Genomic DNA, 14,660 nt, shown 5'->3' on the forward strand with positions numbered 1-14,660 from the left:
TTCTGATACCAAAAGGCGCTTTTATTTCTGTATTTTTGGCAGTTAACCCAATCAACAACTAGTCTTTCATGATAAAACATTTCCTGACAGGACTGCTTACAGTCAGTCTGGCCTATGGGTCTTTGGCTCAGACAACCTTCCCCCAAAATGGTGTTTACGATGAGCGGCCGGGGCTGTATGCCTTTACCAACGCAACCATCGTTGTAGACCCTAAAACGACCCTGCAAAACGCGACCCTACTCATCCGTAACGGGCGTATCGAAGCGGTTGGAACAAACGTTTCTGTTCCGGCCGGAACGGTCATTGCCGACCTGAAAGGCAAACGAATTTACCCGGCGTTGATCGACATTGATTCCGATTATGGAATGCCGGAAATTACGCGTGGACCTGGTGGCGGTGGCCGTGGGGCTGGTGCCCCCCAGTACGAATCGAACAAGAAAGGACCTTACTACTGGAACCAGGCCATTCAGCCCGAAAATGAGGCTGGTGTTATTTTCAAAGCCAATGCAGCCAAAGCAGACGAGTTGCGTAAGCTTGGTTTTGGAGCTGTGTTGGTACATCCACACGACGGTATTGCCCGTGGTACGGGCGCCCTTGTAACCCTGGCCGATGATCGGGAAAATACGCTGGTGCTTAAACCCAATGCAACCGCCCATTATTCGTTCAGCAAAGGAACCTCTACCCAGCAATACCCCAACTCCATGATGGGGGTGGTGGCTTTACTACGGCAGGCTATGTACGACGCCGACTGGTACAAACGGGCAGGTAGTAAAGAGCAGGCAAATATGTCGCTTGAGGCACTCAACCGGATTCGTACTTTGCCGACCATTTTTGAGGCCAACGACAAGCTGGGCATCATGCGGGCCGATAAAATTGGGGACGAGTTTGGTATTCAGTATGTTATCCGCAGTACGGGGGATGAATATCAGATGATCGATGAAGTGAAAACGACGGGTGCTTCGCTGATTGTACCCCTGAATTTCCCGCAACCTTACGATGTCGAAGATCCCTGGGATGCCGATAACGTGTCGCTGGCTGAACTCAAGCATTGGGAAATGGCTCCCTCCAATGCAGGTCGACTAGCCGCTGCCAATATTCCGTTTGCCCTGACCACGGCCGGGTTGCGCAACAAGGCTGATTTCTGGCCGAACCTGCGGAAAGCCATCGAAAATGGCCTGTCGGAGCAAAAAGCACTGGAAGCACTAACCACTATTCCGGCCAAACTGATCCATGCTGACGATATGCTTGGAACCTTGCAGAAAGGGAATGTGGCTAATTTTATCATTACGTCGGGCAATCTGTTCAGTGCCGATAACGTGATCTACGAAAGCTGGACACGGGGCAAACAGTACATCGTAACGACGAAAGCTCCTGTAGACCTGCGTGGCGCCTGGGCACTGACCATCGGTGACCGGAGTAACCTGAAGCTGAACATCACCGGAAAAACGCCAGATAAGCTGGACTATCAGATCGTAGCTGATACGGCCCGTATAACCCCCAAAGTAGCGGTCAGTGGCGAACTCATTTCGATGCAGGTTCAACTGAATCGGCGGCAGCCCGGAACAACTCGTCTGACTGGTTACCGGACGTCGCCCACCGATTTTAAAGGGGATGGCGAAATGCCCAATGGACAAATTATCCAATGGTCGGCTGTACGTACGGGCGATGCCCCGGCTTCGACCACTGCAACATCGACTTCGGCCACTAGTTCGACATCGGCTATGGCTTCGACTACCGCTACGGCACCTGCGAGCAGTACAGCTACGCTACTTTATCCGTTTGTCGGCATGGGTAATACGCAGAAACCCAAAGCTGAATCCGTGCTCATTCGAAATACCACCGTCTGGACGAACGAGAAGGATGGCGTGTTGACGGGGGCTGATGTGCTGGTGACAGATGGGAAGATTTCGAAAGTAGGGAAGGGGCTGACGGCTCCGGCTGGCGTAAAGGTAGTCGACGGAACGGGGAAGCACCTGACCAACGGCATCATTGATGAACATTCACACATAGCGCTGTTGTCCATCAACGAAGGCGGGCAGTCAAGTTCAGCCGAAGTGCGTATGTCGGACGTGATTAACCCCGAAGACATTAATATTTATCGACAACTAGCCGGTGGTGTAACCACGTCTCAACTACTTCATGGTTCGGCCAACTCCATTGGGGGGCAATCGGCGCTGGTGAAACTGAAATGGGGTGAATCGCCCGAAGGGATGCTGATCAAAGGCGCAGATGGGTTTATCAAGTTTGCGCTCGGCGAAAACGTAAAACAATCCAATTACCCCAACCCGAACGTGCTGACCCGATTCCCGCAATCGCGGATGGGCGTTGAGCAGGTGTATATGGATCACTTCACACGGGCCAAAGAATATGCGAAAGGCTGGGAAACCTACAACAAGCTATCGGCCAAAGAAAAAGCAACAGCTACCCCTCCTCGCCGGGATATTGAACTGGATGCCCTGGCCGAAATTCTGGCGGCAAAACGGTTCATTACCTGCCACTCGTACGTGCAGTCGGAAATCAATATGCTCCTCAAAGTAGCTGATTCGCTTGGCTTCAAAGTGAATACGTTTACGCACATCCTGGAAGGCTATAAACTGGCCGACAAAATGGCGAAACATGGGGTAGGCGGTTCGTCGTTTGCCGACTGGTGGGCCTATAAAATGGAAGTACACGATGCCATCCCCTACAATGCCGCGCTGATGCACCGCCAGGGGGTAGTCGTATCGATCAATTCCGACGATGCTGAAATGGCCCGTCGACTGAATCAGGAGGCTGCTAAAACGGTTGAATACGGTGGTGTAAGCGAAGAAGATGCCTGGAAAATGGTAACGCTCAACCCAGCAAAGCTTCTGCACCTGGATAACCGTCTAGGTAGCATTCGGGCCGGTAAAGATGCTGACCTGGTGCTCTGGAATGCGCACCCGCTGTCGATTTATGCCCGGCCCGAAATCACGATGATCGAAGGGGCTACCTACTTTAGCCTCAAGGATGAAGACACCAAACGAGATGCGTTGCATGCTGAGCGCTCCCGGATCATTCAGAAAATGCTGGCTGCCAAAGCGGGGGGGGCATCAACCGTTCGCCCAACGTTCCGTCGGGCACGTATGTGGCATTGCGAAGACATTGAAGGCGTGATGGCCGAAGGGGAAGAAGAAAAAGCAGAGAGCAAATAAACGACGATGAAAAAAACACTATCAATACTATTTTCTCTGGCTGCGCTTACGAGCTTTGGTCAGAACCCGGCTCCGGCCAAACCCCAAACGAAAGCCATTGCTTTAATGGGCGGGGTTGTTCACATTGGTAACGGCCAGGTGATTCCCAATGGTGTGGTCCTGTTCGATAAGGGGGTCATTACCAACGTTGTCGATGGCACTACTGTTCGGCTGAATCTGAATGATGTAGAGGTCATTGATGTATCGGGCAAGCATGTATATCCAGGCTTCATTTCCCCTGTTTCCACCGTTGGTTTGCAGGAGACCGGAGCCGTGCGGGCGACCGTCGATAAGCAGGAGATCGGCAACCTGAATCCGCATATCCGCGCGTTGATTGCCTACAACACAGATTCTGAGATCATTCCAACCATTCGAAATAACGGGGTTTTGTTTTCGCAGGCAACTCCACAGGGTGGCACAATTTCGGGTAGCTCAAGTGTCATGATGTCGGATGGCTGGAACTGGGAGGATGCCGTGCTGAAAAAGGATGATGGACTCTGGCTGAACTGGCCTGCTTATTTTTCCCGCGACTTTAACCTGGAGGATTTTTCGACTGTAGTACGCAAAAACGAACGTCGGGAAGCCGCCATTGCTGCCCTACAGGCCACTTTTGCCGATGCTCGTGCCTATGCGGCCCTGACTAGTCCGACGCCGATGAACCTGAAACTGGAAGCCATGAAGGGGTTATTTTCGGGGAAACAGAATCTGTACATTCGGGCCAATAATGGGAAAGATATCATTGAGTCTGTGCGGTTTGCGAAAGGGGCTGGTGTTCAGAAAGTGGTGATTGTGGGTGGAGAAGATGCACACCGGGCTATTACATTTCTGAAAGAGAACAATGTGCCGGTCATCCTGGGAGAAATGCATCGCTTACCCACTCGGGAGGACGAGGATGTGGATTTGCCCTATCGGTTACCGGGCATTTTGCAAAAGGCAGGAATTCTGGTTGGACTGAGCTACGCGGATGAATGGTGGCGGACGCGTAATCTGCCTTTTCAGGCTGGAACAGCCGCTGGGTTTGGGGTAGCCGATCGTGAGGAAGCGCTCAAAATGGTTACTTCAAATACAGCCAAAATTCTGGGGATCGACAATCTGGTTGGCACCCTTGAAAAGGGTAAGCAAGCCACGCTCTTTGTATCGGCCGGTGATGCCCTGGATATGCGAACAAATGTAATCGAGAAAGTATTTATTCAAGGCCGGAAAGTGGACCTGGATGATCGTCACAAGCGACTTTATAAAACGTACAAGGATAAATACGAGCAGAAGTAATTGTCGACGTAGGACTTGCATTTGTCCCTAATTGCACGGTGGGGTAGGCTTATAAGCCTACCCCATTTTGTTACCGCAACATTCTCGCGAGAAAGGACTTCTAGCTGATAAATTGCTGGTCCGAACCGATTGTTTAATGCGCAGGAGAAGTTTGGTAGTTCATCAGCTGCTCGAACAGAATCCGGAACCAGACCGTGAAGTTGGAAGGATGCTGGGTCATTTCGTCGGCCAGTTCAGTGGCACTGACCCAGCGAATAGCCGATACTTCCTGCGGGTTGAACGGAATGGGACCCTCATATACCCCGGTAAATACATGGTCGATTTCGTTTTCAATCAGTCCGTCTCCCACATCCGCCCGATACTGGAAGGTAAACACTGGTTGCAACGTTGTCTGAAAGCCCAACTCCTCCTCCAACCGACGTGTTGCATCGCCAATTGTATCCGATGGTTGCAGCGGGTGCCCGCAACAACTATTTGACCACAGACCACCCGAATGGTATTTTTCAAAAGCCCGTTGCTGTAGTAAAAAATCTCCCTGCTGATTGAAAATCTGGACTGAAAAAGCGCGATGAAGCAATCCGTCTGCGTGAGCCTGCCATTTTTCGGCAGTAGTCAGTACATGATCCTGCTCGTCAACTACTAGAACCATATTTACTTGTGTCGATTTGGCTTTATAGTCCATTTGTTAAAGAATAATGTTTAAAAAAAGGTGAAAGGTATCGAGCGTATGAATTCTTAACGCAGGAGTCGCCTTTCCAGCATGGCCGTGCGTGAAAATGATTGTATCGGCTGTTCGTCGTTTTCATCCGGTGATTATGCCTAACAAGTACGGTCAGCTAGTGCCAACAAATTACTCAGTGTCCGGCAAGAAAGGGAATTTTTGTCGGAATTGGGCGTTTTCAGATGCTAATATTGAGGTGCTCATGATGCATGGCCCATCTACACCTATCCAATGCCAGGGGATTCTGGTGGGACAACCTGCCGACTGATCAATAATTTACACAAAAGTGCAACGATCGCTGCTCTTTTTGCGTATAGGCGGGTAGGTATAGTTTTGAGGAAAACCAACCTATGAAAGAAAGCCCTTTACCGTTTGAGGTTAGGGCTTTCTAATTGATACAAACTGTATGAGCTTTCTTGGTTTACAATCAAATCTGATTTGATTTAGTGGACTCCACAGGCTCTCTACAGAAGGATGAGCACCTGATTTGCTGCTTCTTTCAGAATGGCCTCCATAGACTAGTGTTGTTAACCAGTGCAACCGTCCGCAAGGGTATAATCTGGTTCTTACCCGTGCTCCCGTTTACTAGCGAATCTGCCAGTTCGCATAATAAATCGACCTGGTAGGCCTCGATACGATCGGGATAAGGGGACTCTTCAAGAATTGTACGAATTAGCTGTTAAAGTCACTATCTGGATTGTGTAGTTTATTGTTCGAACAGGTTGAAGGTGAGCGATATACCCGTAAATCTATCTGGTTTCTACTATTTATTTCTGGGTTTTTGGGAACAATAAACTGTCAATTGGGAAAGCTTCACGGGGTTTGATAGTAAGTTTTTTATTTGCAATATGGCATTTCAGGTAATTTTGTAGTTTATTTTAATTTGTATTTGGTAACTATTGCCTGTTTTTGTAGATTGCTTGCAAACTCCATCCCTATTGTCAACCAATGAAACGATCATCAGCTGCCCAGATTCAACATAAGTTTGAGCCCGACCAGATACTGTATCTCGTTGGAGATGTAAACTACAGTACCGTTTATTTATGCGATGGAACAGTCATTCTGTCTAGTAGAACCTTAAAATGGTATCATACCAAGTGGCCTGATTTTATTCGTATCCATAAGGCTACACTTATAAACCCGCAATATGTACATAGCTGCCATGTTATTTCCTGCATAATGGCGCAGATTACTATGCAAAATGGTGCCACAATGACTATAAGCCGTCGGCGTATTCATGCTGTGCTGGATCATTTACAAGCATCCTATTCGCGTTCCGCTATGACACATTGGAACGATTACAGTGAACCACACTATTCAACATTGAATTACTGATAGAGAGCCGCTGGCTATTGGCTGTTGGACTTTGTGGCCCATGTCAGATGAATACCGCACGTTTTAGGTAATGAGAATATAAAATCTCCTGACTTTATTGAGAAATCAATAACTTCGGGTAGATTAATACTGCCAGAAACGTGTTCATGGGTCTCCGTAAGATTCTCCTGATTGGTATATGGTTTGCCTCCATGGGAGTCAGTGTAGGGCAGGTCAATTTTGCTGGCGAAGGGCTTCATTTTTCGCATTTATCGGCTGATCAAGGGCTTTCGCAGAATGCAGTTCTCTGCATTTGGCAGGATAAAGAAGGCTTCCTATGGCTGGGAACGCGAGATGGCCTTAATAAATACGATGGCTATTCGTTTACCGTTTACAAACCAGACCCTGCCGATCCCGCGAATACGTTTTCGCACAATGTAATCACCGATATATGCGAGGATCGCTCGGGACGAATGTGGGTGGCGACATTAGGCGGTGGACTCCACCTGTTCGACCGACAAACTGGTAAGGCAACCGCCTACCGGATTATTAATCCTGAACGCATTTCCTTGCGAAATGTGATGTATTCGGTGAAAGAGGACCATAACGGGATGTTGTGGATTGCCTCGCGGGAAGGGCTTACCCGCTTCGATCCAAACGCCCGAACCTTTACCCTATACGATGCCTTCAATCCTGCAAAGCCTGATGTGTACGCTGTTCAGGAAGATAACCGTGGCCAGCTATGGGTGGGGACTCAGGATGGCTTATATCGATTCGATCCGACTACAAAAAAGCCGACGAGCGTACTACTTCCTGTAACGATTGCCGATACCAATCGATCCATTTCAACGATTCTGGCCGAACCTAGTGGCACGCTGTGGGTTGAAGCAAATGCGGGGCAAATCTATCGAATCGACGCAGGTGGAAAGCCGGTTCGGTGCCCTTTACCCCAGCCCGACCAGCTACAGTCACGAGTTAATTCGCTCGCCGGAGCGCTCTTGAAAGATCGGTCTGGACAGCTATGGGCTGCTCCCCCAGGGCTTAATCGGCTGCTACGACTAAATCCGGCCTCCCATCAGTGGGCGCAGTATCGAGCCGATCAGATGCAGCCTGGAAGCCTGAGTAGTAATACGATATCGGCCTTATTCCAGGATCGGGAAGGTATACTATGGGTGGGAACCAACAATGGAGTCGATAAAGTAAGTCCGATTCCTGATAAATTTCGGTCTTATCAGATTGTTCCTAACATCAGCCACGTTCGGTTACCACAAAACAGTATTCGGGCGATTGCTCAGGATCATTCCGGGCGAATATGGCTGGCCAACGAGTCGGATGGGTTAGTTTCTTTTCAGCCATCGACAGGGCAATATCGATATTATCCAGCGAATCCAATGGTTGCCGGGCAGTTGTACAGCCATGCGGTCAATGCAATCTGGTGTGACCACAACGGGCGTTTGTGGATTGGAGCGGGAACGTTTCTTCACCAGTATGACCCCAAAACCGATCGGTTTATTCGCTATCCCTGCGCCATTAGTGTCAGGAGCATTCGGGAGGGATTTGATGGCGAGCTCTGGATTGCTGGTAACGGGTTGGCCCGTTTTGATAGCCAAACGCATCAGTTTACCTATTATCGCCATGATCCGAAAAACCCAACTAGTTTGGGCGATGAGGGATTGATACTGGCGTTGCCTACCCGCGATGGATCTGTCTGGGCGGCTTCGACCCGGCGGGGGATCAGTCGGCTTACCATCAAAACAGGCCGTTTTAAACGCTATCAACCCAATTATCGGCAATCAGCCCATGCGTTGAATGATAAGGATATACGGTGTATTTATCAGGACCGGCGGGGGCTTATCTGGATAGGAACAAACCAGGGGGGATTAAATCTGTACAATCCTGGTGCCGACACCTTTAGCGCATTTACTACGCATCATGGATTACCCAGCAATCATATTACGGGTATTCTGGACGACGAAGGAGGTAATTTGTGGTTAGCGACCAATCAGGGTATCTGTCGATTCAATCCTGAAACCGGGTTTTGTCAGAATTATGATAAAAGCGACGGGCTACAGGGTAATGAGTTTCAGGAAGCGTATGCACAGGGTATTCATCACGAATTACTGATGGGGGGCGCTAATGGGTTTAGTGTATTTTCCCCCCGTAGCGTTCAGACGAACACGCGCAAACCACCCGTATACATTACGAAAGTTCAGATTGGAGCCCGTACAATATCGCTGCCCCAAACCACCTTGGTACTGGCGCACGATGATAATTACCTTTCGTTCGATTTCCTGGCGCTGAACTTTATTCATCCTGAAAAAAATAAATATGCCTATCAACTCGTGGGGGTGGATAAGAATTGGATTTTCTGTGGTACGCGCCGATTTGTCAGTTACGCCAATCTGCCACCAGGCACGTATCAGTTTCGGGTAAAAGCGTCCAATAACGATGGGGTGTGGAATCAGGCAGGAACGTCGTTAACAATTACCATCAAACCCCCATTCTGGCGAACAAATTGGTTTATTCTCTTGCTTATCAGTGGAATGGCCGGGTTATTATACTTGGGTTTTTGGCATCGTGTACGACAGATTCAACTGGAAGAGAGTCAGAAGACGGAGGTGAATAAGAAAATGGCCGAACTGGAAATGCAGGCATTGCGCGCCCAGATGAATCCTCATTTTATTTTTAATAGCCTGAATTCCATCAACCGATTCATCATGAAAAACGAATCGGAGTCGGCATCGGCCTATTTGTCAAAGTTCTCGAAACTCATCCGGTTGATTCTAAACCGATCGACGGCCGCACTGGTTACGCTAGAGAGCGAACTCGATACGCTTTCTTTGTATCTGGAACTGGAATCGCTGCGGTTTTCAGGTAGATTTACATTTGCTATTCAGGTCGACTCCGCCATCGAGACGGCATATACCGAAATTCCTCCAATGCTAATTCAACCGTACGTAGAAAATGCTATCTGGCACGGATTGATGCAGAAAGAAGCAGGAGGTAATATACTGATCAGCATCGAACAACAGGGAAAACAGTTAATTTGTACAGTGGAAGATAACGGCGTTGGTCGGCGGAGAGCGGCCGAATTGAAAAGTAAGTCGGCTACACATACCAAGTCGAGAGGAATGCAGATTACTGCCGATCGACTGAAGCTAAGCCAAACGTTGTATGGGCAGCAGCCTACCGTTAGAATTCATGACCTCGTAGATACCCAGGGCGAGCCTGCCGGTACGCGTGTGGTGTTGACTATCCCCCTCGTATAATATCTGCCTTTCTGACAAATAGGATGATCAAAGCCGTTATTATTGACGATGAAGAACACTGCCGGGAAACATTATCCATGCAATTGGATAAATATTGTTCTGACGTAACCGTTGTCGCTACCTTCCCGTCGGCAATAGAAGGACTCCAATACTTACAGCAAACACCCCCTGATTTGTTGTTTCTGGATATTGAAATGCCGCTGATGAATGGATTTGAGTTATTGGAAAAACTGCATGCTATATCGTTTGCCATTATTTTCACCACAGGCTACGATATGTATGCTATAAAAGCCATCCGATTCAGTGCGTTGGATTACCTTCTTAAACCGATTGATCGGGATGATTTGCAGAAGGCGGTAGGCAAGTTACAGCGAAAATCCATCGCGCAGATGGCCCAGCAGATCGAACTACTGGTCGAAAAATTGGGTGTAAAAAAAGGCCGTCAAAAAATTGCCCTGCCAACGGCGCATGGGTTCGATGTGATTCCGACCGATATAATTATTCGCTGTGAAGCAGATGACAATTATACCCATGTGGTACTAAAGACTGGCAAATCGCTACTAGTGTCTCGCACGCTGAAAGAGATTGAAGAACTATTGGCCGGGGATGGATTCTTACGAGTTCACCAATCTCATCTTATTAATCTTGACGAGTTGCAGCGCTATATACGCGGGGAGGGAGGGTATGTTATCATGAGTGATAATTCGTCCGTTCCGGTTTCAAGGAGCCGAAAAGAAGTGCTGTTAAATCGATTCAACTAGGGGTATTGCTACTCATTCATTCTTACCAATTACCCGCTCAATACCGTCAACTACTCAATTCGGATTGAACCACGTCCGGCCATTTCGTAGCATTACCTATTCATGATTAGGCCGCTTTGAGCGCCTGTGCCTGTTTATTGATTCAATTGGCGGTAAATCCTGGTTGTACTCAGGTTAAACTTGGCTTAAAGTCAATAAAAGCCTGCAACGGAGACGCTCATGCTGCCGTAAAACAAGTGTGAATGGGTGGAAAACGAAATCAGGCAACTACTCAACTTTCCAGATCGAAGTCAGGTAGACTAGATTTTATACAGGATTCAAGTAAGAGGAGTGTAGAAGGGTTTGTCTGGTTAGATAAACCCTTTTTGTGGGTAACGATTTGCCACCATTGAGGAGCTATAGGTTGAAACGAATGAATAAAGGACGAAAATCAGCCATCAATGGCAAATGGCTGGAAGAGGCTCTAGAAGCTCAGGGGTACAACATCCACTCGGCAGCCAAACTAATTGGTATCGAAAGCCGGATACTGTATGCACATAAGGCTGGTCAAACTACGATTTCGACGGGGGTTCTCTTCGCTTTGTGTTCAGCGTTACCTACCTTATCGGAGCGATATGTACTGACTGGGCGAGGTCCTAAAATAATGCCTTCCATAGAAACGGACGAGAATCTGTTACTGGAGTCATTTCAGATTAAGAAATCCATCGAGCGAATTCTCAATACGTTGACTTCCTAAAAAATGAACGGACAATGGTAGGTAGACAGGTTGAGCCATAAACCCAGCCACTGCCCGAGTGATATTAGGTAACGAAAATGCTGTAAATAGCCAGATTTGTTAACTCAAATGCGGAAATGGTGTTTTAGAGGAAACAATCTGAACGAATGGAAATAACGCACGATTTACTGATTGGCTTAGGTTTTCGGTGGATACCCGGTCAACCGCCGAAATACATTTATAAAGACTTTTTAGGCCATCTGGAGCCCGAGAGCGGCATTTTTTTCTTTGACGATTTTACGCTGCCCATCATTCAGTTCTCCGATTTACTTTACCTGCTAAAGTTGATCAACTTTCCGGCGCAGCCGGAGAAATTACCTATCGTCAATCCGAATTAAATCGTAAGGGTATATGGATTTTATGTACGAAAAATGACAATCATATGTTATTTTTGTAATAAATTCATTTAGTGAATGGTGGGAGTTAATCAGGCCGTATGTATTAGATACGGCCTGATTTGTATCAGGCGTCTGCCCCAGGCACTGATCAGTAAATGTCCGTATTAACTCTCTGGTTCTTTTTTAGGCGTTTGCTTGACCAGCGATGTTGGCCTATTAGAATTGATTCCCCTTCCGCACAGGTAAATGGAAATAGAATTACAGACGTCATTGTTAACAATTGACGATGGTTTTATGCTACCAATGTCAGACAGTATGTCGATGAATTTTTACTACGCTGATAGATAAAAAACGAGGCCGTATACTAATCAAACGCTGGAATACTGGTTTTTTGTCAGATATGGCCCGGTTGTTGTTTTGGTTCCCATGATTACAGATCGGTGAAAGCCTTTCTGTAAGCTCTTATGGGTTAGGTTTTAAACGCTGGCGCCTTTGGTACCAGCGTTTTTTGTGACTAGTTTGTTATTTGTACAGCATTTCTCGGGGCCTGAAATTCGTATCCTTGGGGGCTGAGTGAAAATAAAAATCCGATTCGTAGAGAAAAACGTACTAAGATTGTACTTTATAGCTTGTGAACAACATTTTGGGGTAGGGGTAGGTTCTCCAGGTCGGCTGGGAAGTAGCGTTTAGATTGCGGAAAGCCAGATACTGTAGGGGATACCCTGTAGCCGCATCACTATCTTTTCATGAAAGTCCTTTTAGTTGAAGACGAAGAGCGGCTAGCATCGTTTATCCGCAAAGGCATATCGGCTGAGGGGTACGAAGTTGATGTAGCCTACGATGGTCGCGCCGGGCTGTCGCATTTTCGCAGAGATATTTATGACATCATTATTCTGGATGTAAACATCCCATTGCTGAATGGCTTTGATTTATGCCAGTTGATTCGTTCTGAAAATGAAATCGTACCAGTACTGATGCTGACTGCGTTGGATAGTCTGTCTGATAAAACTGACGGCTTTAATGCCGGGGCCGACGATTATCTGGCTAAACCATTCGAATTTCAGGAACTGCTTTTACGGCTTCGGGCACTTACCCGTCGGAACGGCCCTAAGCAGAAACAACGACTTCAACTGGCTGATCTTGAACTGAATCTGGACACTAAAACGGTGATCCGGGCGGGCAAACGTATTGACCTGACTACCCGTGAATACGCGCTACTGGAATACCTGATGCTCAACAAAGGCAAAATTATATCTCGGGTCGACATCAGCGAGCGAGTCTGGAGCCTCAATTTGGATAGTAGTACCAACGTGATCGACGTGTATGTCAGTTATTTACGAAAAAAGATAGATAAAGGCTTTTCGCCCAAACTGTTGCATACAATTGTCGGTATGGGGTATGTGCTTCGGGAAGAGTAAAGTGCAGGGAGCGGGGGCTGGGCGTAAAATTACTCGCTACACCTTGCTAAAACGACAAACACATGCTCATTCGCAATCGCCTGACAATCATTTTTACGCTGCTGGCAATGGCTATTCAGATCACGCTGTCCTTGCTGGTCTGGTATTTTTATTCACTGTATCGTCAGGAAGAGTTTTACAGTCGGCTGGAAGGGAAAGCCCGTGTGGCCGGTCGGGTGCTGATCTCCCGACGGCATCTGCATGATGACTTTTTTAAGAACATGGTGCGGACCGATTTACTGACAATTGTAGAGGAGCAGATCAGTATTTTCGATCAACGACACAATCTGGTATTTACCAACCGAACCTTAAAAGAATCGGATTATTACAAAGAAAAAATTCCCCTGCTGGCAACCAACTCCCTGTTTGAGTTTAAGATTGGCCACCTTGAGTCTATCGTAATTCCGTATAAGGATCGAGGCCAAACGTTCTATATTTTCGCGTCCGGGTACGACCGTATTGGGTTTGCCAAACTGGGGGCCTTACAGGAAATTCTGTTACTGGCTAACCTGCTGGGTTTTGCACTTATCGTACTGGCTGGATGGTATTTTTCGGGTAGGGTGTTAAAGCCTATTTCGCAGATCGTGGATGAAGTTGAGCAGATTACGGCCACGCATTTGCATAAACGCGTACATGAAGGGAATCAGCGCGATGAAATTGCGCAACTGGCCATGACCTTTAACCAGATGCTCTTCCGATTGGAGGATGCCTTTGTTTCCCAGCGTAGTTTTGTTTCTCACGCATCTCACGAACTCCGAACGCCCTTAACCAACACGTTGGGCACGCTGGAAACGTCACTTCGATACGACCAGAACCCGGCCGACTGGCGGGAAAGTATGGAGGTGGCTATTGAAGAACTTAAGAAAGTAATCGCCCTGACGAATGGGCTGCTTGGCTTAGCCAAGGTAACTGATGGCCCCGTTCCCCTTGCGACCGTTCAGGTTGATGACTGTCTGCTTACAGCCATCAGTCAGGTGCAAGTCAAATATCCGGGGCGAACTATTCCACTTCAATTCAAGGACATCGGAGACGATGGAGCGTTTACGGTTAAAGGAAATACCATGCTGCTAACCACCGTGTTTCTGAATGTGCTGGATAATGCCTGTAAATATTCCAGCGAGGCAGTCGATGTTGAATTGCAGGCCAAAGATGGCCAGATTAGTATATTCGTAACCGACCGGGGGCGAGGTATTTCTGAAAGTGATATAACCCATATTTTCGATCCGCTTTACCGGGGTAAAAATGTAGAGGGCATACCAGGATACGGTATTGGGCTGGCGGTAACGCAAAAAATTATTGACTTACACCAGGGCAGTCTTCAGATACATTCCATTATGACTCAGGGAACGTCTGTTACGATACGATTACCAAGTCCGATCTAATCGTTACTACGGAGCATGATTTTATCTGTAAGAAGGTTGCTTACAGACTTAGTCGTAACGGACAAGGCTATTTTCAAGGTATATATCCTGAAATTTGTAGTAAGAAGTTAAATTATTCCTTTAATCTCGTTTTAATCTAGTTAAAGCCAATCGCTTAAGTTT

General features: G+C 47.5%; 10 protein-coding genes. 9 read left to right on the forward strand and 1 reads right to left on the reverse strand.

From position 1 onward, the window contains the following. The first annotated feature begins 68 nt into the window (after positions 1-68). Both BGO59_RS10235 and BGO59_RS10240 read left to right on the forward strand, forming a co-directional pair. Positions 69-3,173, forward strand: a complete 3,105-nt coding sequence (locus BGO59_RS10235; RefSeq protein WP_293683525.1) for an amidohydrolase family protein — start codon at positions 69-71, stop codon at positions 3,171-3,173. Positions 3,174-3,179: 6 nt separating this feature from the next. Beyond that, the gene (locus tag BGO59_RS10240; protein WP_293683526.1) at positions 3,180-4,481 is read left to right on the forward strand and encodes an amidohydrolase family protein; all 1,302 of its coding nucleotides are present in this window, start codon (positions 3,180-3,182) and stop codon (positions 4,479-4,481) included. 133 nt (positions 4,482-4,614) lie between these two features. Here the strand turns inward: BGO59_RS10240 and idi are convergent, their stop codons facing one another. Continuing rightward, positions 4,615-5,163: an isopentenyl-diphosphate Delta-isomerase gene (gene idi / locus BGO59_RS10245; protein WP_293683527.1), complete on the reverse strand. Its 549-nt coding sequence runs from the start codon at positions 5,161-5,163 to the stop codon at positions 4,615-4,617. Positions 5,164-6,150: 987 nt separating this feature from the next. Between idi and BGO59_RS10250 the strand changes: the two genes are divergently transcribed. The 7 genes from BGO59_RS10250 to BGO59_RS10280 all read left to right on the forward strand — a co-directional run bounded on the left by BGO59_RS10250 (position 6,151) and on the right by BGO59_RS10280 (position 14,498). Next, complete coding sequence (locus BGO59_RS10250) at positions 6,151-6,537, forward strand: LytTR family DNA-binding domain-containing protein (protein WP_293683528.1); 387 nt, start codon at positions 6,151-6,153, stop codon at positions 6,535-6,537. A gap of 146 nt (positions 6,538-6,683) precedes the next feature. After that, a complete protein-coding gene (locus tag BGO59_RS10255; RefSeq protein ID WP_293683529.1) occupies positions 6,684-9,785 on the forward strand; it encodes a two-component regulator propeller domain-containing protein in 3,102 nt (1,033 codons plus the stop codon). 23 nt (positions 9,786-9,808) lie between these two features. Further along, positions 9,809-10,546 carry a LytTR family DNA-binding domain-containing protein gene (locus BGO59_RS10260; protein WP_293683530.1) on the forward strand — a complete coding sequence of 246 codons (738 nt, stop codon included), beginning with the start codon at positions 9,809-9,811 and terminating at the stop codon, positions 10,544-10,546. 412 nt (positions 10,547-10,958) lie between these two features. Beyond that, positions 10,959-11,282: a hypothetical protein gene (locus tag BGO59_RS10265; protein WP_293683531.1), complete on the forward strand. Its 324-nt coding sequence runs from the start codon at positions 10,959-10,961 to the stop codon at positions 11,280-11,282. 146 nt (positions 11,283-11,428) lie between these two features. Then, positions 11,429-11,659: a hypothetical protein gene (locus BGO59_RS10270; RefSeq protein ID WP_293683532.1), complete on the forward strand. Its 231-nt coding sequence runs from the start codon at positions 11,429-11,431 to the stop codon at positions 11,657-11,659. A gap of 746 nt (positions 11,660-12,405) precedes the next feature. Further along, positions 12,406-13,077: a response regulator transcription factor gene (locus BGO59_RS10275; protein WP_293683533.1), complete on the forward strand. Its 672-nt coding sequence runs from the start codon at positions 12,406-12,408 to the stop codon at positions 13,075-13,077. A 62-nt stretch (positions 13,078-13,139) separates the two neighbouring features. Further along, positions 13,140-14,498 carry an ATP-binding protein gene (locus BGO59_RS10280; RefSeq protein ID WP_293683534.1) on the forward strand — a complete coding sequence of 453 codons (1,359 nt, stop codon included), beginning with the start codon at positions 13,140-13,142 and terminating at the stop codon, positions 14,496-14,498. The last annotated feature ends 162 nt before the right edge of the window (positions 14,499-14,660 follow it).

This window comes from Spirosoma sp. 48-14, assembly GCF_001898575.1.
Classification (GTDB): Bacteria; Bacteroidota; Bacteroidia; order Cytophagales; family Spirosomataceae; genus Spirosoma.

Bases quoted from the DNA above. Each gene is read 5' to 3' on its own strand.
- BGO59_RS10235 (WP_293683525.1), top strand. From the start codon at position 69: ATGATAAAACATTTCCTGACAGGACTGCTTACAGTCAGTCTGGCCTAT.
- BGO59_RS10240 (WP_293683526.1), top strand. From the start codon at position 3,180: ATGAAAAAAACACTATCAATACTATTTTCTCTGGCTGCGCTTACGAGC.
- idi (WP_293683527.1), bottom strand. From the start codon at position 5,163: ATGGACTATAAAGCCAAATCGACACAAGTAAATATGGTTCTAGTAGTT.
- BGO59_RS10250 (WP_293683528.1), top strand. From the start codon at position 6,151: ATGAAACGATCATCAGCTGCCCAGATTCAACATAAGTTTGAGCCCGAC.
- BGO59_RS10255 (WP_293683529.1), top strand. From the start codon at position 6,684: ATGGGTCTCCGTAAGATTCTCCTGATTGGTATATGGTTTGCCTCCATG.
- BGO59_RS10260 (WP_293683530.1), top strand. From the start codon at position 9,809: ATGATCAAAGCCGTTATTATTGACGATGAAGAACACTGCCGGGAAACA.
- BGO59_RS10265 (WP_293683531.1), top strand. From the start codon at position 10,959: ATGAATAAAGGACGAAAATCAGCCATCAATGGCAAATGGCTGGAAGAG.
- BGO59_RS10270 (WP_293683532.1), top strand. From the start codon at position 11,429: ATGGAAATAACGCACGATTTACTGATTGGCTTAGGTTTTCGGTGGATA.
- BGO59_RS10275 (WP_293683533.1), top strand. From the start codon at position 12,406: ATGAAAGTCCTTTTAGTTGAAGACGAAGAGCGGCTAGCATCGTTTATC.
- BGO59_RS10280 (WP_293683534.1), top strand. From the start codon at position 13,140: ATGCTCATTCGCAATCGCCTGACAATCATTTTTACGCTGCTGGCAATG.